Here is a 24,020-nt window from a genome sequence, read left to right as displayed (position 1 = left end):
GTCCCGGCTCCGTCAGTAGCCCAGATAGGATTTGCGGATTTCTTCGTTGTTCGCGATGTCCTTGGCATTGCCCGACATCACGATGCGGCCGGTCTCGATCACATAGGCCTGGTCGGCGAGCTCGAGCGCGAGCTGGGCGTTCTGCTCGACCACCAGGATCGACACCTTGTCCTCGCGGTTGATCTTGCCGAGGATGCCGAACAGGTCGCGCACCACCAGCGGCGCGAGGCCGAAGGAGGGCTCGTCCAGCAGCATCAGCCGCGGCCGCAGCATCAGGGCGCGAGCGACCGCGAGCATCTGCTGCTCGCCGCCGGAGAGCGTGCCGGCCTGCTGGGTGTGGCGCTGCTTCAGCACCGGGAAATGCGCATACATGCGCTCGATGTCGGAGACGATGCTGGCGCTGTCCTTGCGGGTGATGGCCCCTAACTGGAGATTCTCCTCCACCGTCATGGTGGTGAAGGTGCCGCGGCCCTGCGGCACATGGGCGATGCCGAACCGCACGATGCTCTCGGTGGAGCGGTTGTTCAGCGGCTTGCCGTCGAACTCGATGCCGCCGGTGGAGCGCACCATGTTGCAGATCGCGCGCAGCGTGGTGGTCTTGCCGGCGCCGTTGGCACCGAGCAGCGTCGTCAGCGAGCCCTCGTTGAGCGAGAAGGACAGGCCGTGGAGCGCCTGGACCTGGCCGTAATAGGCGCGCAGGTCCTTGACGTTGAGCAGCATCGTCATTGGTCCTTGCTCCCGAGATAGGCCTTGATGACGTCGGGGTCCGCCTGCACCTGGGCCGGCGTGCCTTCCGCGAGCTTCTTGCCGAAATTGAGCGCGACGACGTGGTCGGCGATCGACATCACGAGGCCCATGTGATGCTCGACCAGCAGCACCGTCATGTGGCGCTCGTCGCGGATTTTGCGGATGAGGTCGCCGAGCACATAGACTTCCTCGTGGTTGAGGCCGCCGGCAGGCTCGTCGAGCAGCAGGATCTTGGGATCGGCAGCCAGCGCGCGCGCCAGCTCGACGCGCTTCTGCGTGCCGAACGGCAGGCCGGACACGGTGGTATGCGCGACGTCCTCGAGGTCGAGATAGGCGAGAATCTCATGCACCTTCTTGTTCACGTCGTTCTCGCTGCGCCGGACCCACGCCAGTCTCAGGGAGTCGCTGATGATGTCGCTGGAGGTCTTCGAATGGGCGCCGACGCGGACATTGTCCATCACCGACAGGTTCGGAAACAGCGCCACGTTCTGGAAGGTGCGGCCGATGCCGATCTCGGCGATGCGGTGCGGCGGGCGCGACAGGATGCTCACGCCTTCCATCAGGATGTCGCCGGACGACGGCTGGTACAGCCGCGAGAGGCAGTTGAAGAGCGTGGTCTTGCCGGCGCCGTTGGGGCCGATCAATCCGAGGATCTGACCCTTATGCATATCGAAGGACACGCGATTGAGCGCGATGATTCCACCGAACACGACACTGACGCCACGCACCGTGAGCAGGGGCGATGCCCCCCGCGCGAGCTGGATCTGCGTCATGTCTTTCCGCCTTTTTCGATCGACGATCGGTTGGGCGTCCGGGCCCAGGCTCCGCAACGGCGATCTACCGCCCTCCGCTTCACGCGCAACTTCCCCTCCCGATTTTGCCCTTGCATTTTGAGATTTGATGCCGCGGCTCGCGCAGCATCTCCTCCGGTCGCAGTATCTTCGACTGCTCTACGGAGCTAGTCAGATGGACATGACTAGCGCCGACAATTCCGTGTCCATTTGGCGCGGCAGGTCTTTTGATCGCGCCCGACACGTTCCGACGTTCAGCTCATGGTGGCGAATGCGGAACGATCGAAAGCCATCAATTCATCGGTTCGGCCATCACGCACCTTCGCAAGCCATTGCGGATCCTGAAGTAGCGCCCGACCAACCGCTACGAGGTCGAATTCCTCCCGATCGAGACGACGGATCAATTCGTCCAACGATGCGGGTTGCGAACTCTCTCCGCCGTAGGCGGCGATGAATTCACCCGTTAGGCCTACCGAGCCCACGGAAATCGTGGGCAAGCCCGTCACCTTTTTCGCCCATCCCGCGAAATTCAGATCGGAGCCCTCGAACTCTGGCTCCCAAAAGCGCCGTTGCGAACAATGCAGAATGTCAACGCCGGCATCGACCAGAGGCTTTAGCCAATCCTCCAATTCGCGCGGTGTTTTAGCCAGCTTCACGGCGAAGTCTTGTTGCTTCCACTGGCTGATGCGAAGCAATATCGGAAATTCCGGGCCAACCGCCGCGCGAACGGCTCGCACGATATCGGCCGCGAATCGCGCTCTGCCAGGCAAGCTCTTGCCGCCGTACGCATCTTCCCTGCGATTGGTGCCCTCCCAGAAAAATTGGTCGATCAGGTAACCGTGCGCGCCGTGCAATTCGACGGCGTCGAACTTCAGGCTCTTCGCCGCCAGCGCGCCGTCGGCGAAGGCCCGGACGGCATCGGCGATAGCCTCGGCGCTCATCGGCTCGCCGAACGTTTTTTCTGGTCGCGACAGTCCCGACGGCGTGTCGTACGCACCTGGCGGCTCCCAGCTTTTTTCCCGAGTGCGTACCGCGCCGACGTGCCATAGCTGAGGCGCCATCAGCCCGCCAGCCGCGTGCACTTCGTCTACTACGTGACGCCAGCCGGCGAGCTCCTTTTCGCCATGGAAACGAGGGACGTTGGGATCGTTCAAGGAAGCCGGGCGATCCACGCCGGTCCCTTCCGAAATTATAAGGCCAACCTGTCCTTCGGACCGGCGCCGATAATACTGCGCCACCTCCTCGCTAACGACGCCATGCGGAGAGAAGGAGCGCGTCATTGGCGCCATGACGACTCGATTTGGGAGGCTCAGCCCCCTGAAATTAAACGGTCGGAAAAGGGCGTCGAAAGCCATGTGCGCTCCAGACTCGCTTCAAGCCAGCGGAAGTCGGTGCGAGCAGTTGATACCGCGGCCGCAATCCGATGTGCGCTCATCAACGATCATTTCCTCACCCTCCCAATGGCGAATTCTTCGCTCGCCTTTTTTGCCTAGGGATACCTCCCCTTAGCCCTTCAACAGGGCGCAAATGATCGTATAGTTCTTAATTAGAACTGTCAACAAACAGATGCCCAACTGTTCGGCTATTTTTCCGACGTATAATTAGTTCTTTTTTGGAATTTATTGTCAACTCGACCTACTGGGCGTGCGCTGGGCTGTGAGGCATCCATCGGAGGGTGATCCGCTGATCTCCTCGCGCTCATTTGGACCGGCGCAGCGCGACCGGAAGAAAGACAAGAAGCGCAAGCATCGAATGGCCACTCAGGATGACAGCAAGAGAAGCGGAAGGCTCAAGAGGCAGAGCGCTTGCGAACGATGCGCCGAGGGCCGCGCACCCCATCTGGAGGAAGCCCAGCAGGGCTGACGCCAATCCGGCCTGACGTCCAAATGGATGAAGCGCGATCGCGGTGCCGAGGGGATTGATCAACCCCATACCAAGCAGATACAGCGTGACGGCGGCAGTGAACGACATGAAGGTCGGTCGAGCCGCGAATACGAACATTGAGAGGCCGCCAGCAAGCGCGAACAAGAGGCCGATCAAGCCGACCGTACGCTGACCAAAGCGTTGAGCGAGGCGCGGGGCCAGAAATCCAGCGGCGAACACGACCAGAACCGTCGTCGCGAAGGATGATCCGAGTTGAAACGCGGTGAGTCCCAGTTCGATCATCAGGATCGCGGGTGCAGTGGCGAAGACGGTGTAAAGCCCGCCGATGATAAGGCTTACCGAGGCGGCGGGAAGGAGGAAGCGGGGATCGGTGGCCAGGCGGCCGTAGGCGGATGCCACGTCCAGAGCTGCCGGCGCGGCCCGGCGGTTCGTCGGATGAGTTTCGTCGACGCGCACCAAGTAATGGAGCGCGAGCACTATCCCAAACGCAGCGACCACAAGGAAACTGAACCGCCAACCCAGTAGACCATCGAGCGCACTTCCCAGCAGAGGAGAGAATCCCGGGGCAGCCGCTCCCGCAATCATCGTCAGCGCCAGAGCGCGCGCGAGCGGCTCGCCGTCGAAGAGATCCCGCGCGATGGCGCGTGACAGGACAGATGCAGTGCAAGCCCCAAGCGCCTGGATCACTCGGCCAAGAACCAGGAAGGAAAGGGTGTCGGCGAGGGCACAAAGGAGGCCTCCCGCGGCGAAGACTGCAAGACCGCCCAAGACCAACCATTTTCGGCCGAAGACGTCGGAGAGCGGCCCGGCCAGAAGCTGTCCAAACGCGAAGGCAACGAAGAAGCTGCTCAACGTGAGCCCTAGTTCGCGTGAAGAAACGCCGAGGCTGGCGCCGATCCGCGGAAAGGCAGGAAGAATGATGTTGGTGGCAAGTGCGCCTAGCGCCGACAAGCCGGCGAGCAGGAACAGAATTCCTCCGGTCAGCCGGCGTTCGGCCCCCTCCAGCGGCATTAGACCGGATTTTCTTGGCTATCGCGTTCGGACGCCTCCTTCAGCACGCTTTCGGCGGCCGCTTGCAGCAAATGTGTCGACAGGCGCTCGTCGTTGACAGCTCGCGAGAGGACAACCGCACCGACCATGGTCGAGAGAATAGCCATTGCCTTGCCGCTATGCTCTTCAACGTCGGTCTCGGCAATGAAGCGGCCGATGACGTCGAGATGCGCCTTGATCCCCTCTTCGAATGCCGCTTTCACCTCGGGACCTTGTCTGGCCGCGTCCGAACCGAGTGCCACGATCGGGCACCCGTCCATCTTTTCCTCGCGATGGTCGGAGCTCAGATAGAATCGGATCACGGCGCCAAGCGGATCATCAGGATTTTTAGCAGCAGCGTCCGACCAGCGGCGGGACGCGCTCTCGAGTGCCCGCCGGGACGCCTGTACCGTCAGATCCTCCTTTGATGCGAACTGCTTATAGAAGGCGCCTTGGGTCAACCCGGCGCCCTCCATCAGATCCTTGAGTCCGATCCCGTCGAAGCCGCGCTCCCGAAATAAGCGACTTGCCACATTGATTACGGTTTCGCGGTTTTCCGCTGCCTGAGTGCGGCTGACACGCATCGATGGAGCTCCCTCTTAGAGTTCGGACGAAAGCTATATGCTATTTAGCGTCCGAACACAATCTATCAAGAGCCCGGCTTTCCTCGACGGAAGGCGCCACGTTACCATGATACCGTTATCACGTTCCCGTCAGCGTCATTTTTTAGATTGCGTTCGAACTCTAAACTGGATTATAGAGTTCGAACGAAATCTAAAGGCTGTAGGAGAGACGGCAATGAAAAAGAGAAAACTTCTGGCTTTGGCCGGTATCGCGGTCGCCGCGCTCGGAGCGGCGGCATTCGTTACTCTTACTATCCCGACCCACGAAGCTTCGGCCGCTCGCGACCCGAGGCAGGCCCCCCCGATCGTCAGCCTGGTGAAGGCGGCTCGGGTGAGCGGATCCGAGCGCGGATTCACAGGCACCATCGGCGCGCGGGTGGAAAGCAACCTTGGCTTTCGCGTCGCCGGCAAGATCGTCGAGCGGCTCGTCAACGTCGGTGAGCAGGTCAAAGCCGGGCAGCCGCTGATGCGGATCGACGAAACCGATCTCCGCCTCGCGCTTGCGGCAAAGCGCAACGCCGTCGCTGCAGCGCGTGCGGTTGTCGTGCAGACCGATGCGGATGAACGTAGATACGCCAATCTGGTCAACGACGGTTGGGCATCCAAACAGCGCTACGAGCAAGCGAAGGCCGCGTCTGATACCGCCAAAGCGCAACTTGCTGCAGCCGAAGCCGACGCCGGTGTCGCCGAGAACCAGGCAACCTATTCCGTCCTGGTGGCGGACGCGGACGGAACGGTCATGCAAACGCTAGGCGAGCCCGGCCAAGTGGTATCCGCCGGTCAGCCTGTGGTCAGGCTTGCTCAGGCCGGTGCCCGCGAAGCTGTGGTCGCGCTTCCCGAAACGATCCGGCCGGCGATCGGTTCGCTCGCCGAGGCCAGCCTGTACGGAAGCGATGGACGCCGCTTCGCAGCGCATCTTCGCCAGTTGTCTGATTCCGCCGATGCCCAGACCCGCACCTACGAAGCCCGCTACGTGCTCGACGGCGAGGCCGCGGCGGCTCCGCTTGGCGCGACGGTCACCATTCGACTTGCAAGCCAAGACAGTCAGCAGGAAACGCAGGTGCCGCTGGGTGCTGTCCTCGATAACGGCACAACGACGGGCGTTTGGGTCTTCGACAGCACCTCCTCGACCGTGCGCTTTCAGTCCATCAAGCTTCTGCGTGTGACCAGCGAAAACGCGGTGGTCTCTGGACTGAGCTCTGGTGCATCTGTTGTTTCGCTCGGTGCTCATCTTCTTCAGGAGGGCGCCAGCGTCAGGACAGCCTCTGAGAACAGGAGCAGCTGATGAAGTTCAATCTTTCCGCGATTGCCGTTCGCGAACGCGCCGTCACCCTGTTCTTCATCCTACTGCTGGCCGCCGCGGGCGCCTACGCCTTCCTCATGCTCGGGCGCGCCGAGGACCCCTCATTCACCATCAAAACCCTGACGGTCACGACCGTCTGGCCCGGCGCTACTGCGCGGGAAATGCAGGACCAGGTCGCCGAACCCTTGGAAAAGCGGATTCAGGAGCTGACCTGGTACGACCGGGTGGAGACGACAACGCGCCCGGGTTATGCCTACATGACGGTCACGCTGAAGGACAGCACACCGCCATCGAGCGTGCAGGAGGAGTTCTATCAGGCGCGCAAGAAGCTGGGCGACGAGGCGCGCAAGTTGCCGGCCGGCGTGCTCGGCCCCTTCGTGAACGACGAATATTCTGACGTGAGCTTCGCTCTGTATGCCCTCAAAGCGAAGGGTATGCCCATGCGCGAGTTGGCCAGGAAAGCCGAGTCCATTCGCCAGGACCTCCTGCACGTGTCGGGCGTTAAGAAGATCAACATCCTCGGCGAACGACCCGAACAGATTTTTGTCGATTTCTCCTATGCCAAACTGGCCACTCTCGGCGTGTCGCCACAGGACATCATTGCCGCCCTGCAACGGCAGAATACAGTGATGCCTGCCGGCTCGATCGACACCCAGGGTCCGCAGGTCTTTATCAGGATCGACGGCGCATACGACAGCCTCCAGACGATCGCCGACACGCCAATTGTCGCTGCGGGGCGGATGCTGAAGCTTTCCGACATCGCCGAAGTCCGTCGCGGTTATGAGGATCCTCCCACTTACCTCATCCGGCACCAGGGCGAGCCCACCATCTTGCTCGGTGTCGTTATGCAGGAAGGCTGGAATGGTCTCGCGCTCGGCAAGGCGCTGGAGGAGAGGTCCGCGGCTATCGCGCAGACGCTGCCGCTTGGCATGACGCTGGATAAAGTGACCGATCAGGCAGTCAATATCAGCTCGGCAGTCGACGAATTCATGCTGAAGTTTGCGATGGCGCTCGGTGTCGTGCTGCTGGTGAGCCTTCTCAGCCTCGGCTGGCGCGTCGGAATCGTTGTTGCGGCTGCCGTCCCTCTGACGCTTGCGGTCGTGTTCCTGATCATGCTGGAAACCGGCCGATTCTTCGATCGCATTACGCTCGGTGCCCTCATCCTGGCACTCGGTCTCCTCGTCGACGACGCCATCATCGCCATCGAGGTGATGGTGGTGAAAATGGAAGAGGGCATGGAGCGCATCCAGGCCGCGGCCTACGCCTGGAGCCACACTGCGGCGCCGATGCTGTCCGGAACGCTCGTGACGATCGCCGGCTTCCTGCCGGTAGGCTTCGCGCGCTCGACTGCGGGCGAATACGCCGGCAACATCTTCTGGGTGGTGGGCTTTGCGCTCATCGTCTCCTGGATCATTGCGGTCGTCTTCACGCCCTATCTCGGCGTCAAGATGCTGCCTGAAATCAAATCGGTCGAGGGCGGTCACCACGCGATCTACGACACACCGAACTATCGGCGCTTGCGCGGGCTCATCACCTTCGCTGTGCGACACAAGTTCGTGACCGTCGGCATCGTCGCCGTCGCTTTCGCACTTTCCGGCGCCGGGATGGCCGCTGTCAAACAGCAGTTCTTCCCGACCTCAGACCGCCCCGAAGTGCTGGTGGAGGTTCGTCTTCCGGAAGGTACCAGCATTGAGACGACGACAGCCACAGTCGAGAAGCTCGAACGCTGGCTGCACGATCAGCCCGAGGCCAAGATCGTCACGAGTTATATCGGCCAAGGCGCTCCCCGCTTCTTCTTCGCGATGGCGCCCGAGCTGCCCGATCCGGCTTTCTCCAAGATCGTCGTACTGACACCGGATGCGGAGGCGCGCGAAGCCCTGAAGCATCGACTCCGAGAAGCCGTATCAAAGGGACTTGCGAGAGAGGCCAATGTGCGTGTCACACAACTGGTGTTTGGGCCCTACACGCCGTTCCCTGTGGAGTTCCGGATCATGGGGCCGGATCCGGCGCAGCTGTACGATATCTCTCAAAAAGCCCTCGGCGTCATGCGTGGCGTGACCGATGTACGCCAGCCGAACCGCGATTGGGGCAATCGGACGCCCGTGCTCCGTTTCATCCCGGATCAGGATAGACTGAACCTCATCGGCCTCTCGCCTACGGAGATGAGCCAGCAACTCCAACTTCTCCTGACCGGCGTCGCCGTTACGCAGGTACGAGAGGACATTCGCAATGTCCCGATCATGATGCGCAGCGGTGGTGGCGAGCGGTTAGACCCCTCCCGCCTGGCGGATTTCTCGCTCATCAGCCGGGCGGGCCGACAGATTCCGCTCGACCAGATCGGCCACTCGGAAATCCGTATGGAGGAGCCGATTCTGAAACGCCGCGATCGCACGCCGGTCATCACGATCCGCTCGGATATCAATGAGGCGACCCAGCCTCCAGAGGTTTCCAAGCAGATCAAGACGGCCCTTCAGCCGCTGATCGCATCTCTGCCGGCGGGCTATCGCATTGAGATGGGTGGCTCGATCGAGGAAGCTACCAAGGCCAATGACGCCTTGGCGACTGTTTTCCCCGCCATGATCGCCGCGACGCTAATCGTCATCATGCTTCAGGTGCGATCCTTCTCGATGATGGCACTCGTCCTGCTGACCGCACCCCTCGGTGTCGTCGGAGTCGTGCCTGCGTTGCTCGCTTTCAACCAGCCTTTCGGGTTCAACGCTATTCTGGGCCTGATCGGACTTGCGGGGATTCTGATGCGCAACACGCTGATCCTGACCGAGCAGATCAAGGAGAACCTCGCTACCGGTCTCGATGACTATCACGCCGTCATCGAGGCGACGGTGCAACGTACAAGGCCCGTGATCCTGACCGCACTTGCTGCCGTGCTGGCCTTCATTCCTCTCACGCATTCCGTGTTCTGGGGATCGATGGCTTACACGCTCATCGGTGGCACGGCGGTCGGAACGCTGCTTATTCTGCTGTTCCTCCCGGCGCTCTATGCCGCGTGGTTCAGGATCAAGCCGACAAAAGACGAGGCGCCTGAGAATTCGGCGACGGCAGAACCTCACGTGCGTGAAGCAATGGCCGCCGAATAGGGCCTCGTTGAACTCATGACTATTCGAATTCGAACCGGAGACTTCCCGCGAAAGCTCTCGTGCACATCCTTGAGATGTCCGAACCTCGCTTTCGCGGTCGTCGACGACGGTGGCCTTGGTGGTGCGCGATCCGTAGGCGCGCCGCCCGTCGACGCAAGAAACGCATGACATCCAGAGTCCACGGAGAACAACTTGAGCAGACTATTCACTCTCCTCTCAATCGTCTGTGCCGGCTTGGCCGGCGCGGATCATTTGAGCGTCGCGCCGACCCGCACAACAAACAACTACGGATACTGCCTAGAGGACTATTCGTCAGGCACGCGAAAATGCAGCTTCGATACGATCGAAAAATGCATCGCCGTAATTTCGGGGCGCGGTGGTAGCTGCGCTCGCAGCTCCTAACCAGCCGAGGTTTTACTGCAACCCGCGAGATCTATCCCCGCAATTGAGCACGTCGGCTGAGCCGGCGCGGCACCAAGCGCATTGTACCAACCTACCGGCGCAGCAAGATGGTTATTGCACCTAGTAACTATAAATTCTAAAGTGACTTCTCAATCAACTGCCTAGGGGAAACAAATGCGCAAGGCTGGTATACATAACTTTCCAGAGATCGATCGAGTAGTCTATGGCAGGTCCGCTGCCGAGGCTTTGAATGATGAAGCGGTGCGGTTGAACGCCAACCGCGTTTTCCTCTTGGTCAGCCGGACCTTGAATACGAAGACCGATGAGATCGAAAAGATTCGTCGTGCGCTCGGCAACAAGCATGTGGCTACCTTCGACGGAATTGCGCAGCACACGACTCGAAAACAGGCTGCGGAAGTCGCGCGTCAAGCAAACGAAGCGCAAGCTGATCTGGTCGTTGCCGTCGGCGGAGGTTCTGCCATCGACCTCGCGAAGATCGTCATCATGGCCATGGAACACGATATCCGCGATGAAGCAGGGTTCGATCCGTTCGTTATGGGGCCTGGCGTGCCCTTCTCTCCATTCCGTGCGCCCACAGTCCGGCAGATCGCAGTGCCGTCGACGCTGAATGGCGGCGAATACAATGCCGGTGCGCTCGTCACGGACGAGCGGACCAAGCTAAAGCAGATATTCTTCCACCCACAGATGTCACCCGTGGCGGTCATTCTCGATCCCGACCTTAGCCTTCATACGCCCATGAACTTATGGATGGGATCCGGGACACGCTCGATGGATCACGGCATCGAGGCACTGTGCTCGCCAGCCGGCACGCCATTGGCCGACGAAGTGGTCTTGGCGGGCATTCGTCTTTTGCGCGAGGGTATGCTCCGCACCTTGCAGCACCCGGATGATTTGGAAGCACGACGTCAATCGCAACAAGGCTCATGGCTCGCCGCTTTCGGTCTACAGGCACGCGTTCCGATGGGGGCAAGCCACGGCATCGGACACGTGCTCGGCGGCACTTTCGATGTTCCCCACTATTACTGCACGCCCGTCATCATGCCGAGTCTTCTTCGGTACAATAAGGCCTTTACAGAAGATGCTCAGAAGCGCTTGGCGGCAGCGCTCGGCAGCCCGGATATGGAAGCTGGAGATGCCTTCGCTGATTTCGTCAAGGCCCTCGGATTACCTACGCGTCTGGCTGACGTCGGCATCGGCGAAGACAAGTTCGAGAAGATCAGCAAAATTGCGATCAATCACCGCTTCGTTCAAGCCAATCCGCGGCCCTTCAAGAGCGAATCCGATATCATCGACCTGCTGCGAATGGCCGCCTAGTCGGTCGAGCTGTCCGTTAATGAGTGCTATCGGGCTCGCAAGCTTAAGCTTGCGGGCCCTATTTCTATGCACCTTCATTCGCCTGGATGTCGGCTTAGTGACGGCCTCAACGGAGAGCAAGCAGCGATGACGGGTCGAGATCGGACAACCGCGGGTACCCGTCCACGGCCATGAGCAAGTCTGCCTCCGCAAGGATGCAGCGAAGCACATGAACGATACCCTCTACGCCATCCAACGCCAGCCCATAAGCATACGGTCGGCCAACACCGATGGCTTTGGCTCCCATGGCCAACGCCTTGATCACATCAGTTCCCGAACGTATCCCGGAGTCGAATAGAACGGGCGTTCTGCCCGAGGCTTTGACAATGCCCGGCAGGAGGTCGATCGCGGCGATGCCGCCGTTCGCCTGGCGGCCCCCATGGTTGGAGCAAAAGATGCCGTCAACCCCCGCATCGATCGCGCGCCGGGCATCATCGGGGTGGCAGATTCCTTTCAGGACGAGCGGAAGTTTGGTCAGCGAGCGCAACCAGGGAAGATCGTTCCAGGTCAAAGGATTTCCGAATATTTTGGCCCATTGCATCACTGCGGCCCGAAGATCCTCCTCGGGAGGGTTTTGCAGCCTACCGCGAAACACGGGATCCGAAAAATAGTTGCTAAGAACATGTCCGTGAAACTGCGGAAAATTCGCCAAATTGAGGTCTCGCGGGCGCCACCCCGTGATCCATGTGTCCAAAGTGACCACGAGAGCCTTGAATCCCGCCGCCTCGGCCCTGCGCACCAGGCTCTCGGCGACCTCCCTATCGGTGGGCGTATAGAGCTGAAAAAAACCTGGCGTATTCCCAAGTTCGGCGGCCACGTTCTCGAGGGGATCGACGCTGAAGGTTGACGCCACCATCGGTACGCCGATTTTTGACGCAGCCTTCGCCGTCGCAATGTCGCCGCGTAAGTCCTGCGCGCATAAGCCAATGACGCCGATTGGGCTCATGAAAAGCGGGGTGGGAAGCTGCATTCCGAAAAGTTCGATCGACAGGTCTCGGCTCGCAGCGCCAACCAACATACGAGGCATCAAACCCCACCGCTCAAATGCCGAGACGTTTGCATTTTGCGTATGCTCGTTGCCGCAACCTCCGGCCACGTAGGCCACAAGACTGGGATTCATCGCAGCATGTGCGCGGGCTTCCAATTCGCGGAAGTCGACCGGCAGTTTCGGCAGCTTTCCGCTGAGGCCGCCAACATAGATTTCTGTCTGGTAGTCGCCGTAGTGACCCAACGTGTCCTCCCGGAGTCCTATTCCTCGCGATAGCTGGGTAGCGCGGCCGCAGCTTTCGCGAGGTGTTTGGCATAGCGCCCGACGTTTTCAGCTCTTTCATTTATGCCGGCAGGCAGACTGAAGACGCCCACGCGCTCGACCGCCCCTCGAAGCGGCTGGAAGACGGGTTTATCCCCCCGGGTCCGAGACGACCGCGAGAACGCGCGAGCTTGCTTCCGGCCTCCAGTTTCGTTCCTACTTACCAGCTTCTCTGGCGCGACGCGCCTCATAAGACTTCACATGCGCATAGGCCGCGTTCAGAAGGACAGGAATTTCTCCTGTTTTGGCCCGGCCGAGGAGGTCGCCCAGAACATGGTCGCCTTCTGTCCGTGATCGTTTCTCGATATCGCGCAGCATGGACGCCATGAGCGGCGAGCCTGGCATTGTAAAGATGGACCGCGTGCGTTCCTTATAGGCAGGACGTGGTTCAAACCCTGCCCCGGCCGCGATCCCGCTGCACTCGTCGAAAAGCTTCATCACAAGGTCTGATGCGTCGGCGGCGACGATATCCCCGATCGACGCTCGCATCAGGCAGGTCGAGCCGGCGGCCGTGGCGATGAACACCCATTTCTCCCACATGTCCTGCAGGATGTTGTCGCTGGCCTCGGCAATAAAATTGGCGCCTGACAATGCCGCGATGATCTCATCGCGGTGTTTCGATCGCGCCCCGTTTTGCTCGCCAAAACTCAGCGTATGCAAATCGACAAGATGGAGGATCTCGCCGTTCGCAGACAGCGTGGCCGAGATGGCGCATTGGCCCCCAAACACCTTCTCCTTCCCGAAGCGGGCGTTCAGCACATCAATATGACGCAGACCATTCAAAAAGGGAATGATGACCGTGTCGTCTCCGACCGCGGGCGCGAAAGACTGAATGGCATCTTCGAGGTCATAGGCCTTGCAGCTCAACAATATCAGATCATACTGGCCTTTCAGCCGTTCGGATGTCACGGTTGGCGGCGACGGCAGATTGAGATCGCCGGCCGGGCTCCTGACGGCAAGCCCATTCTTCTTGAGCGCTTCTGCGCGGGCCGGCCGCACGAGGAACGTGACATCACGCCCGGCAGCCAAGAGCCTCGCCCCGAAATAGCCGCCCAAGGCTCCCGCTCCGATCACCAATATTCGCAATTTCGTTCTCCTGTGGTTACACGATCGGCGGGCGCCAACCATGACACCCGCTCCGTCGAGAAAACGCCCGCATTAGGGCTGCTATCGAGCTTACGACATCAGTCAGCGTTGATGAGGTTGCCTACCGGAACGTAGGTGGTGCCATTGAACTGCTGGAGCTGAAGAGTCGTCCAAGCCTGGTGGTTTTCAGCGCTTGTGTTGATCGAAATTCCAGGCAGAACAAGGGACGGCGAAAAGCTCTTGATGTTGAGTGCCTGCTTGAGAATGTTCTCGCGGGACAGATCGTCTCCGCACTGCTCGAGCACGTGCGCCAGAATTTCCCCTTGAACGTAGCCCACCGTATAGGTCTGCTCAGCGACATCTCCGCCAGGGATATACTTCGCGAGGAAGGCCTTGTAGGCGATGACGTCGGGATCGTTCGCCCAATTCGGGTCCATCGGATCCTTGAAGAAAGTGCTCGAAACGACACCCTTAGCGTTCTCCAGCCCCGCCGGGACGAGTGCGCCGGCGACCGTGCTCGCAGCAAGATTGAGAACGATCAAAGGATTCCAGTTGATCTCCCGAATTCTCCTTAATGCCTGCGCTGCGAATTTCGGAGAGCCGCCGAAGAAGATCACTTCGGCCCCCGTGCTTTTCAAGGTCACGATCTGGGAATCGACCGTCGGGTCGGTGATCTCATAGGACCTGGCCGTCACCAACTTGTCGAAGTCGTCCTTCAGGTAGGAGCGCACTCCCTTCAGCAGGTCCTTTCCCATGTCGTCGTTCTGGTACAGGACGGCAATTCGCGCACCAGGCTTATTCTGACTGATGTACCTCGCGTAGACCTTGCCCTCGACTTCGAAGCTCGGAAGGCCGGTGGTCGTGTAGGGAAATTCGGCGCCGTTCGTGAATTTGTTCGCACCGGATACCACGAAGAGATGCGGTACTTTACGATTGTTCGCGTATTTCAGGACGGCCGAGATGCTCGCGGTACCCAGCGGGCTGAAGAGAAATGCGACTTCGTCACTCTCCACAAGTCTGCGGTTCAGCTCCACCGATTTGCTGGGTGTGTATGCGTCATCTAGCGCGATAAGATTGATTTTTCGGCCGCTAACGCCCCCTCGATCATTGATATAGTTCACGTAACCGATCAGAGCTTTGCCAACGTTTCCCAACACCGAGGCGGGACCACTGAATGGGAACGTCGTTCCGATCTTGATTTCCGTCGGGGTTACTCCGATCGCATCTTCTGCCTGCGCCGCTCTCGAAGTCAGCGACGCCGCGATCGCGAGAAGCAACGTCGCGGCAAACATCCTGTTCAGAAGCATGAGCGTCCCTCCAACGCGGGTTCCATCAAAGCACGCCTTCCAATTTCGCGAGGCGTCGATCGAGCTCAATCCCTGTATCGGGCTCCCCTTGCATCGAGACTGCGCCGATAGGCCGCAAAGGCGTCTTCGCCGAACGCGACGTTATCGTCGAAGCCCTTCGCGATCTCGCTCCTCAACTGCCGAGCGGTACGGCGCAGCACTTCTTCGGACAGCGGCCGCCAGTCCTTCCCGAAGGTCGCCGCTGCGAGCTGTATCTCGCACGCGCGCTGCAGGATCGACATGCGGAACAAGGCCTCCGCAGCTGTCGATCCGCATGCCAACAGCCCATGATGCCTCATGATCATGTAGTTCTTCTCGCCGAGCGCCGTCACAAGACGGTCCCGCTCACCTAGGTCGGTCGAGATTCCCTCGAATTCGTGATACGCGACTTGCTCGTAGAGCATCGCTCCGTAAAAGCTGTCATGACACAGCCCCCGATCGCTGCACGCGACCGCGACCCCGGCGGTCGTATGCGTATGGGCGATGAAGTGGACATCTTCCCGAGCGGCGTGAATCGCGGAATGAATAACGAACCCCGCCTTGTTGACGCGCCCCGGAACATCGATGACCTTGTTACCATCAAGATCGATTTTGATGAGATTGGATGCCGTGACTTCGTCGTAGGTCAAGCCGAACGAATTTATCAGGAACTGTTTGTCCGGGCCCGGAACGCGAGCCGTGATGTGATTATATATGTGCTCGCACCATCCTCTGTCGGAAAAGATATGGTAGAGCGCAGCGAGATCTTCTCGAACGAGCAGCTCGACATTTGTGCCGGCGCCGCTGACGGTATGGGTCGTATTTTGGATATTCATGCGTGGACTCCCCTCCGGCGAAAGCCTCTCACTGGAGTAGATCCGGTTGCTCCTTCACGATCTTCGAATACAGCGTCTGGAATTGGAACCATCCGGCCCTCGGAGAGCCCAGGATCGCGGAAGCCTGTTTTGCGGACTCTTCAGGTATAGTCTTCAGAGCCTGTCCCGTGCGCGCCGCCGCGGCCTCGGCAAGCAACTGCACCTGGCACGACCGCTCCATCGTGATGAACCACCAAACCGCCTCGTCGACCGTTTGTCCGACGGTCAGAAGTCCGTGGTTCTGCAGGATGACTGCCTTCTGTGAGCCGAGAGCCTGAGCAATACGTTGGCCTTCGTCCAATTCGACCGCGACCCCGCCGTAATCCTCATAGAGTCCATGATCCTGGTAAAAAGCGCATGCATCCTGGGTTATCGGTTCGAGCTTCCGCGCAAGCGTCGAGAATGCACGCCCATGCGTGGAGTGCGAATGTGCCGCACCGACGGAATCGGGGCGAGCAGCATGGACGCTCGCGTGGATCGCGAATGCCGCCGCGTTGACAGGATGATCTCCTTCGACAACTTTGCCTTTGTGATTGACCCGGATGAGGTCCGACGCCTTGATCAGACCGAAGCTCATTCCGAAGCCGTTTACCCAGAACGTATCCGTAAATTCCGGATCGCGTACGGTTATGTGACCGGCCACTCCCTCATCGAACCCGAACTTCGCGAAAAGCCTGAGGCCGGCTGCAAGCCGTTCCTTTCGGTGCTGCCTCTCCTCGGCCAAGTTCTTGAAGACGGGGGGCTGCGGCAACCCAACTCCGATCTTCGTCACAGCCTCTGAATGCGAATCCTGTCGCTGGGCAACGTTCATTCTTCCGACCTCCCTATCGATGTGCGTTAGCTTGGCGCTACGCAACATTCCGACGCCGCCCGAAGCCCAAATCGTGCTATGGAGCGTCACTTGCTTCCACTAAGCTGACCAGCAAACGGGAAGAAAACAATTGAAATCGATTGTGGATCGTTGAATCAGGCTCAGGGCAAAGATGTCGAATGCACCATCAACCCTTCCCCCCTTGGCCAGCCTTCGCGCATTCGAAGCTCTCGCACGTTCGGGCAGCGTCAAACTTGCTTCCGAGAGTCTGAACCTCACGCCGTCCGCAATTACGCATCAGATACGCACGCTCGAAGCGCATTTCGGGATTCAGCTCGTTCAGCGCAGCGGCCGGAATATCGAGCTCACCGAAAGTGGCGCGATTTATGCCGCTGCCGTGCTCAGTGCTTTCAACGAACTGTTTCGCGCAAGCGACCTTCTCGAGGACAGAAAGCGAGGCCCCACCGTCAGAGTAAGCGTTACCCCGACGTTCGCCATGCTCGCCGCACTGCCACACATCGAGAAATTCCGGATCGACAATCCGGGCCTCGATTTGAGGCTCGAGGCAAAGAACACTCCGGCCGATTTCGAGAGAGACAACATCGATGCTGCGGTTCAGTTCGGCGACCCTCCCTTCGGCAGCCTCACCTATCATAGGCTGCTCAGGTCACGCGCTGTCCCCTGCGCCGACCAGAAGCTCTTGGATCGGTTCCCTCCCATTCAGCAACCGAATGATTTGACGAAGCTGCCATTGATAAAATTCGCGACCGCACCCGACCTCTGGCAACGATGGTTCGAGGAATACGACCCGAAGGTTCAGTCGAAAGAACCTGAGCTGATCGCGGACAGTCTTTTGACGGCCATACAGATGGCCAGGTCATCGATGGGCGCAATACTGGCGCCGTTTCCCTTGGTCGCGCCGCTGATTGGCAGCGGCGCCTTAACTGTCATACAGAATTGGTCCTCTAAGAGCGTGGCCCTCAGAGACTTCTACTTTACGCATCGAAAACTCGATCATTCGTCCGAGAAGATCAAGGCGGTCCACAAATGGCTTAAGGGGGTTGCCAAGGCCCTGGAAGCCGATGCCACGAAGCTGGGAGCTTGAACCTTCTAGCGCGTTCCCGCCCCGCCCGCGGCAGCTCAGGCTGATTGCTTGGAATTCTTCCGGCTGCGAGCCTGTTTTGACCCTTGTCGGACGGTCCTTTGCGCAGATTTGCGCTGCCTTTCGGACGTTCCGGTCGTTTGCGGATCGGCGCCAAGGACGGACGCGCGCGCCGCACTCAATATATCCGAAGCGAACTCGGGATGATCGACTGCCCGGGCCAAAAGCAGAGCCCCGACCATTTCCGATACGATCGAGATCGCGTTTCGCTTCGAAATGCCGCGCGGGTCTTCGGCCAAGAGCGCAATCATCTCTCGCAAGCCGCTGGAAAACGTTTTCCTTATGGCGGCGCCGGCCCGAGGAACCTCGGCTCCGAGTGATGGTAGAGCGCAACCATGGCCAACGTCTTCCCGGTGTTGCTGCGTCAAGTAGCAATCGACGATCCTCCGAAGGCGCTCGTCGGGGCTCGATCCATCCGCAACCTTCCGCCACCTCTCTACCGATCCGCCCATGGCTTGAGCGAAGGCCTTTTCGATCAGATCACGACGAGACTTGAAATGGAGGTAGAAGCCGCCGTGCGTTAGGCCGGCGGACTTCATGAGTCCGGCCACTTTGATGCTTTCGATTCCCCTCTCGCGGATACGAGCCGAGGCGCACTCGACGATACGAGCCGACGTTCCGGCTCTATGACCTTTCTCGTATCGCATTATGTCTCGCCATTTGCGGACGACCGCCGATCAAAAACTCGCGGAACCATATCTCCCCCTCGGGTCACTCCTTTGGTTCGATCGCGACTCCGTTGGATCGTAGTCCAACCCAAGGCAGCCTGACACGGCAAAGCTGCTGCCACACTTATTCAACATTGAATTACGTAGCTCCGCTTCTGGATGATACTCATCATCTACATTTCACGAGGAGCCTTGGCAATGACGAGAACTGCTGCGCATTTGCCCGATCGCCCCGGCATTCCAGGGCGGATCGGCCAGAACTCCGAATCGCATGAGATCCGCAAACGGGTGGTTTCGGCCAACGGACTGGAGTTTCCGGTCCTCGAAGCCGGGGACGGGCCGCTTGTGCTGTGCTTGCACGGCTTTCCCGATCATTCGCAAAGCTGGGTTCACGTCCTTGGCCGCCTCGCGCAGGAGGGATATCGGGCGGTTGCTCCATCCCTGCGCGGATATTGGGCTGGTGGTGCTGCGCCTGACGGATCCTACCGTGCGGCGGCACTTGGACAAGACGTCCTCGCACTGATCGAAGCTTTGGGCGCCGAACAGGCTCACGTCATCGGTCACGATTTCGGAGCTCGAGCTGCCTATTCCGCAGCAAGCCTCGACGCGTCGCGAATCCGCAAGCTCGTAGGGCTGGCTGTCCCCTATGGGAAAGGCCTGCCGCAGGCGTTCGTCGCCGACGGCGATCAACAGCGACGAAGCTGGTATATGTTCTTCTTTCACTCGCGTTTTGCCGAGCCAGCCGTTCAGCTGAACGATTTCGCCTTCCTCGATCGGCTCTGGCGGGAGTGGTCCCCGGGCTATGAGATGCCGGCTTCGGATCGCATGGCGCTGATCGAAGCGTTCAGCCAACCCGGAGTACTACTTCAGACGCTCTCCTACTATCGGCAATTGTTCACTCCGCCGCCCGAAGCGGAGGCGCAAGCCCTGGAAGCTCGCGCGAACGGCCCGATCGCCGTCCCGACACTCTATCTGCACGGCGAGGAGGACGGCTGCATGTCGGTGCGTCTCAGCGACGATATGGCTGCAGCTTTCACGAAAGGCTTCGAGCGCGTCGTCATGCCGGGCGTCGGTCATTTCCTTCATCTGGAAAAGCCGGAGGCTGTTTTGAGCCACATTCTGCCGTTCCTCAGAAGCTGAGCTGCAACGCGCGGTACTGTCCCGGCGGGCCTGCTGTTCCGTTCAAAGAACGCTCAATCAAGTCAGCAAAAGGATACTTCAATGGCCAAACCGAGTCCCATTCTGATTACCGGCGCCGGTGGAGACGTCGGTTCCATGAGCAAGACGATAATCAATATGCTCATCGAAGCGAAGAAGCCGGTGCGTGCCTTCGTCCGTAAGGACGACGAGCGGGCGCAAGCTCTCCGACAGCTGGGCGTCGAGGTATTCGTTGGCGATCTGCTCAACATCGCCGACGTTGCGGCAGCCCTGAAGGGCTGTCGCCGGGTCTACTTCAGCATGAGCCTGAACCCCTACTACACCGATGCAACCATCTTGATGGCTGCCGCCGCGCGAGCGCAAGGAGACCTGGAAGTATTCGTCAACATTTCGGAGTTCGAGCAGTCTTACATGAACTTCGCGAGAATGACGGCTCACCGTGAGGCGAGGCGTGAATGGTTGGGAGGACTGGTTACGGACTGGTCGCCGCAACAGCGGGCCCATTGGTCATCGGAACAGGCGCTGAATTGGTCCGGACTGCCGGTCGTCCATGTCCGGGCCACCATGTTCATCGAGAACCCGATCCTCGCCTGGTTTCCCCTCAAGCAACTGATGGGCGCGGGCGAGCTTCATCTTCCCTTCGGCAACAAGAAGATCGCGCCGATCGCCGCTTATGACGTGGCGGAGGTCTGCGCCAAGATCCTGGCCGACCCTACGGGCCATGTCTCGAAGACCTACGAACTCACCGGTCCGGTGGCGAAAGACATGAAGGGGTTCGCGGAGGATTACGCCGCGACCTTGGGAAAGCCGGTTTCGTATGTGCCTCAAGACTTGGAGGCTTGGATCGACGCTTACATCAATGGTGCCCTGGCAGCACGTATCCCCCATACCGCAGAGCACTTAGGAATTATCACACGCCTGGCCGCGAGTGGACGGTACGAAGGCGTTACCGGCGAGCTCGAACAGCTTCTCGGGCGCGCTCCCAAGGACTTCAGGTGGGCGCTTGAGCGATCCCCACGGGTCCGCGCAGCGCGGGGCGACGCGTAGACCGCGAGGTTGAGAGTCCGGGCGCTTAAATCGCAGCTCGGGCCTTCCCCCCCACCTTCCGAGAGCCTTTCGCTGCCGACTTGGCAGCGGCCTTCACACGTTGAACTGGACGGCGCATCAGGGCCTCGGAGGCTTGGTTCAGATGGCGAAAGCATTCGTCATGTTGAAGGCCACGGCTCAATTTCCCGCTGACGTGCCGGAGGCCCCACCGACCCAGGGCCAAGACGACGACGCCGAGCTCTTGGCCGGCGTCCGTCAGAGTGTAGGCCGCCCTAGGAGGATGATCGCTATAGAACTCGCGCCGGACGAGGCCGTGTTCTTCGAGTGTTTTGAGGCGATCGGAGAGAACATTGGGCGCCATCCCTGGCAACCGCTCCTGCAGATCCTGGAAACGCATGGTGCCAGGAAGCAGGTCCCGGATTATGAGAAGTGTCCAGCGCGCGCCGACAATATCCAGCGTCCGAGCGACGGGACAAGTTTCATCAAGACTGTTTTTCGCCATCAAAGCATTCCTAGAATCGAGTATCTTGTTCAAATATAGTCAATATTCCGGGAATTGGAACTATGCGCGAATCGCGCAGGGGCATGATTCGATGGCAGCCCGGTTTGACGTGCACCGGGCGCGCCGCGATCCATCAGCGACGGCGCTGCACACCCCGCGGCGAGCGGATGCCTCTTTGCCAACGCAACCCGCTGCGAAAGGCACCTACGAGCCGGTCACCGCCCGATTGCGTCCGATGACGTGGTCATGGGCGAGCTTGCCGCCTCCAGCCATAAACTCCCTCAAGAGCGCGTCCCTGTTCGCCGGTGCCTGGGGCCGGTTGGCCCGCCTGAGGGCAAATTTCAGCTCATCTACCGTCAAGTCCGTGCAGTACGCCGGGGTACCCGGCTGCTGACGCCAGGAATCGTCGAGATCGCCTGCGTCCAGCGCGTCGAACCCCGTGGCATCCACCAAGGCAGCGGTCATGGTCTTGGCCTGAGAGTTGTCGCCGGCAACAGGAATAGCAATACGTCCCGGCGCCCCCCGCGGCTGCCCCTTCTTGGCCAACGTTTCAGCGAGCGCTGCATTCCAGGCCTTGACGACCCTCCGGCCGATCTTCTCGCTCGCCCAGACACTCTCAGGAGTGCCGCCATCGACTGCGGCAATCGCACCATCTCGGAGGGGGTAATAGTTTGCTGTGTCGACTACAGGGACTTCCGGCGGCACGGCGTGAAGGAGAGAGGCCATGTCTGGGTACCTCCCGAATGGGATCGAAAGAATGATCATCTCTGCGCCTCGTACAGCGACGTCCGCGGACACGGCCGTAGCGCCCACCTCGCGGGCAATATCGCGGATGGTCGCTGGATCCTTTGAGTTGGCAATTTTGACATCATGCCCGCTGGCCGCCAGCTTCCGCGCGAGAGTCGAACCTATATTTCCGGCTCCGATAATCCCGATCTTCATGGGTCTTCCTTCTCTCAGTCAATTCGCAGCAACTCGACGACGGTTCGTGACAACCGCACGCACCATCCGCTCGCTCTTGTCCATATCTTCAGCGAGTCGGCGGCCCGCTAAGTTATTGCGCGCCGCTCCTCAGCTCGCGACGCAAGATCTTTCCGACATTGCTCTTCGGAAGTTCAGACCTAAACTCGATCTGCTTAGGAACCTTGTAAGCAGTCAACTGCGTTCCCGCAAAATTGACGAGCTCCCCTGCCGTCAATTGAGGATCATGACGAACCACAAAGACTTTGACTGCTTCGGTGGATTTAGGATCCGGCACGCCGATGGCGGCGCACTCTAGAACGCCGGGGTGGCTCGATATGACCGCCTCGACTTCGTTCGGATACACATTGAAGCCGGAAACGATAATCATGTCCTTCTTGCGGTCCACGATCCTGGTGAAGCCGTCGGCCGACATGACCCCGATATCGCCTGTTCGGAAGAACCCGTCATTCGTCATCACTCGGGCGGTCTCGTCCGGCCTATTCCAGTAGCCAGGCATCACCTGCGGTCCTTTTCCGCAGATCTCTCCGGCTTCGCCAATCGGCAGTTCGTTTCCTTCATCGTCGCGGATAGAAATATAGGTTGATGGAAGGGGCAGACCGATGGTTCCGGAAAACTCCGTCATATTCGGCAATGTGGACGTCAGGGTCGGCGATGTCTCGGACAGCCCGTAGCCTTCGGAAAGAACGCAGCCCGTGACTGCGAGCCACTTGTCCGCTACGACTTTTTGAGTCGCCATGCCACCACCGATGGCCATCCGCAGCTCCGAGAAGTCCACGTGCTTGAAGCCGGGATGGCGGAGCAGGGCATTGAACAAGGTGTTGACGGCAGGAAAACTGTGAATTCTGTGCTTACGGAGCTCTTTGACAAATCCATCAATGTCGCGCGGGTTTACGATCATAAGAATGACTCCGCCGACCCGGACGGAGAACAAGAAGCAAACTGTCAGCGCGAATATATGATAAAGCGGCAGCGCACAGACCGTAAGAAGAGGTTCCCCCGGCGGGTGGTTGCGGAAGGCAGGCTCGCTCCACGCACTGATCTGAAGCACGTTGGCTACTAGATTGCGGTGGAGCAAGGTCGCTCCTTTCGAGACGCCGGTGGTGCCTCCCGTGTATTGTAGAAAGGCCACGTCGTTGGGCCCGATATCAGGTTTCTTCAGTGTCATGTGCCGGCCGGTCGACAAAGCTTCATAGAAGGAGACGGCTTCCGGCAGAGCGTAGGCGGGAACCATCTTCTTCACTTTGCGCACGACAAAGTTGACGAAATGGCCCTTCATGCCGAGCAGCTCCCCCATCGAACCGATGATGATATGCTTGACATTGGTCCTTGGCAGCACCTTCTCCAAAGTGGCCGCGAAGTTCTCAAGTATGAAGATCGCCTCCGCTCCGGAATCGTTCAGTTGATGCTCGAGTTCCCGAGGCGTGTAGAGAGGATTGACATTCACCACCGTGCAGCCCGCCCGCAAAGCGGCTGCGCCGGCGATCGGGTTTTGGAGAACATTCGGCATCATCACCGCAACGCGGCTCCCTTTGGCCAGGCCCTTACTCTGCAGGTAAGCGCCGATCGCAGCCGACATCTCATCGAGCTCGCGGTAGGTGATTGCCTTGTCCATGCAAATGGCAGCTTTGCGACTTCCAAACCTCGCGAAGCTCTCTTCGAACATTTCGATCAATGAAGGAAACTGATCGAAGTCGACATCCGCCGGCACCCCGTGGGGATATTGCCCCAGCCAAAACCGTTCCACGCTACTCCCTCCCCCGATAAGGACCGCTTTAGCGGTCTCGCTCGCCTGATCCGCCGCAGCCTGCATGACGTGCGTGCCTGTCCAGGCCGAATTACAATCAG

The 24,020-nt window shown here is 59.7% G+C and carries 21 protein-coding genes; 8 read left to right on the top strand and 13 right to left on the bottom strand.

All coding sequences use genetic code 11. From position 1 onward, the window contains the following. Positions 1-12: 12 nt before the first annotated feature. The 5 genes from XH88_RS19215 to XH88_RS19195 form a co-directional block, all read right to left on the bottom strand. On the bottom strand, positions 13-726 hold the full coding sequence (locus XH88_RS19215) for an ABC transporter ATP-binding protein (protein WP_271669818.1): 714 nt from the start codon (positions 724-726) through the stop codon (positions 13-15). After that, positions 723-1,520, bottom strand: a complete 798-nt coding sequence (locus XH88_RS19210) for an ABC transporter ATP-binding protein (protein ID WP_271669817.1) — start codon at positions 1,518-1,520, stop codon at positions 723-725. The genes XH88_RS19215 and XH88_RS19210 overlap by 4 nt, the downstream gene beginning before the upstream one ends. A 272-nt stretch (positions 1,521-1,792) precedes the next feature. Continuing rightward, positions 1,793-2,893, bottom strand: coding sequence for an NADH:flavin oxidoreductase (locus tag XH88_RS19205; protein WP_271669816.1), 1,101 nt, complete (start codon positions 2,891-2,893; stop codon positions 1,793-1,795). A 343-nt stretch (positions 2,894-3,236) separates the two neighbouring features. Then, positions 3,237-4,433, bottom strand: a complete 1,197-nt coding sequence (locus XH88_RS19200; protein WP_271669815.1) for a multidrug effflux MFS transporter — start codon at positions 4,431-4,433, stop codon at positions 3,237-3,239. After that, entirely contained in the window at positions 4,433-5,035 is a 603-nt protein-coding gene (locus tag XH88_RS19195; RefSeq protein WP_271669814.1) for a TetR/AcrR family transcriptional regulator, read from the bottom strand. The genes XH88_RS19200 and XH88_RS19195 overlap by 1 nt, the downstream gene beginning before the upstream one ends. Positions 5,036-5,249: 214 nt before the next feature. On the opposite strand from XH88_RS19195, the gene XH88_RS19190 reads away from it, so the two are divergent. From XH88_RS19190 to XH88_RS19180, 4 genes are all read left to right on the top strand, one after another. Next, positions 5,250-6,359 carry an efflux RND transporter periplasmic adaptor subunit gene (locus XH88_RS19190; protein WP_271669813.1) on the top strand — a complete coding sequence of 370 codons (1,110 nt, stop codon included), beginning with the start codon at positions 5,250-5,252 and terminating at the stop codon, positions 6,357-6,359. After that, positions 6,359-9,472, top strand: a complete 3,114-nt coding sequence (locus XH88_RS19185) for an efflux RND transporter permease subunit (RefSeq protein ID WP_271669812.1) — start codon at positions 6,359-6,361, stop codon at positions 9,470-9,472. Before XH88_RS19190 ends, XH88_RS19185 begins: the two co-directional genes overlap by 1 nt. A gap of 192 nt (positions 9,473-9,664) precedes the next feature. Further along, positions 9,665-9,874: a DUF3551 domain-containing protein gene (locus XH88_RS39255; protein ID WP_442868454.1), complete on the top strand. Its 210-nt coding sequence runs from the start codon at positions 9,665-9,667 to the stop codon at positions 9,872-9,874. Positions 9,875-10,048: 174 nt separating this feature from the next. Further along, positions 10,049-11,209, top strand: a complete 1,161-nt coding sequence (locus XH88_RS19180) for an iron-containing alcohol dehydrogenase (protein WP_271669811.1) — start codon at positions 10,049-10,051, stop codon at positions 11,207-11,209. A gap of 106 nt (positions 11,210-11,315) precedes the next feature. On the opposite strand, the gene XH88_RS19175 is transcribed toward XH88_RS19180, so the two are convergent. The 5 genes from XH88_RS19175 to XH88_RS19155 form a co-directional block, all read right to left on the bottom strand. Further along, entirely contained in the window at positions 11,316-12,479 is a 1,164-nt protein-coding gene (locus tag XH88_RS19175; RefSeq protein ID WP_271669810.1) for a lactate 2-monooxygenase, read from the bottom strand. Between the two features lie 234 nt (positions 12,480-12,713). Then, complete coding sequence (gene panE, locus XH88_RS19170; RefSeq protein ID WP_271669809.1) at positions 12,714-13,643, bottom strand: 2-dehydropantoate 2-reductase; 930 nt, start codon at positions 13,641-13,643, stop codon at positions 12,714-12,716. A 98-nt stretch (positions 13,644-13,741) separates the two neighbouring features. Then, positions 13,742-14,950, bottom strand: coding sequence for an ABC transporter substrate-binding protein (locus XH88_RS19165; protein WP_271669808.1), 1,209 nt, complete (start codon positions 14,948-14,950; stop codon positions 13,742-13,744). A 65-nt stretch (positions 14,951-15,015) separates the two neighbouring features. Next, complete coding sequence (locus tag XH88_RS19160; protein ID WP_271669807.1) at positions 15,016-15,804, bottom strand: class II aldolase/adducin family protein; 789 nt, start codon at positions 15,802-15,804, stop codon at positions 15,016-15,018. A 28-nt stretch (positions 15,805-15,832) separates the two neighbouring features. Continuing rightward, positions 15,833-16,654 carry a class II aldolase/adducin family protein gene (locus XH88_RS19155; protein ID WP_271669806.1) on the bottom strand — a complete coding sequence of 274 codons (822 nt, stop codon included), beginning with the start codon at positions 16,652-16,654 and terminating at the stop codon, positions 15,833-15,835. A gap of 172 nt (positions 16,655-16,826) precedes the next feature. Between XH88_RS19155 and XH88_RS19150 the strand changes: the two genes are divergently transcribed. From XH88_RS19150 to XH88_RS19135, 4 genes are all read left to right on the top strand, one after another. Further along, complete coding sequence (locus XH88_RS19150) at positions 16,827-17,759, top strand: LysR substrate-binding domain-containing protein (RefSeq protein WP_271669805.1); 933 nt, start codon at positions 16,827-16,829, stop codon at positions 17,757-17,759. Positions 17,760-18,151: 392 nt separating this feature from the next. Next, positions 18,152-18,340, top strand: coding sequence for a hypothetical protein (locus tag XH88_RS19145; protein WP_271670412.1), 189 nt, complete (start codon positions 18,152-18,154; stop codon positions 18,338-18,340). A 342-nt stretch (positions 18,341-18,682) separates the two neighbouring features. Continuing rightward, on the top strand, positions 18,683-19,624 hold the full coding sequence (locus XH88_RS19140; protein WP_271669804.1) for an alpha/beta fold hydrolase: 942 nt from the start codon (positions 18,683-18,685) through the stop codon (positions 19,622-19,624). An 81-nt stretch (positions 19,625-19,705) separates the two neighbouring features. Next, positions 19,706-20,689, top strand: a complete 984-nt coding sequence (locus tag XH88_RS19135; RefSeq protein WP_271669803.1) for an NAD(P)H-binding protein — start codon at positions 19,706-19,708, stop codon at positions 20,687-20,689. Between the two features lie 25 nt (positions 20,690-20,714). Here XH88_RS19135 and XH88_RS19130 read toward each other — a convergent pair whose 3' ends face one another. The 3 genes from XH88_RS19130 to XH88_RS19120 form a co-directional block, all read right to left on the bottom strand. Continuing rightward, on the bottom strand, positions 20,715-21,086 hold the full coding sequence (locus XH88_RS19130; RefSeq protein WP_271670390.1) for a winged helix-turn-helix transcriptional regulator: 372 nt from the start codon (positions 21,084-21,086) through the stop codon (positions 20,715-20,717). 309 nt (positions 21,087-21,395) lie between these two features. Beyond that, entirely contained in the window at positions 21,396-22,133 is a 738-nt protein-coding gene (locus XH88_RS19125) for an NADPH-dependent F420 reductase (protein ID WP_271669802.1), read from the bottom strand. A 112-nt stretch (positions 22,134-22,245) separates the two neighbouring features. After that, positions 22,246-23,919, bottom strand: coding sequence for a long-chain-fatty-acid--CoA ligase (locus tag XH88_RS19120; protein WP_271669801.1), 1,674 nt, complete (start codon positions 23,917-23,919; stop codon positions 22,246-22,248). Between the last annotated feature and the right edge of the window lie 101 nt (positions 23,920-24,020).

Source organism: Bradyrhizobium sp. CCBAU 51627, assembly GCF_028128765.1.
Classification (GTDB): domain Bacteria; phylum Pseudomonadota; class Alphaproteobacteria; order Rhizobiales; family Xanthobacteraceae; genus Bradyrhizobium.
This window is presented reverse-complemented; position numbering and strand designations above follow the sequence as displayed.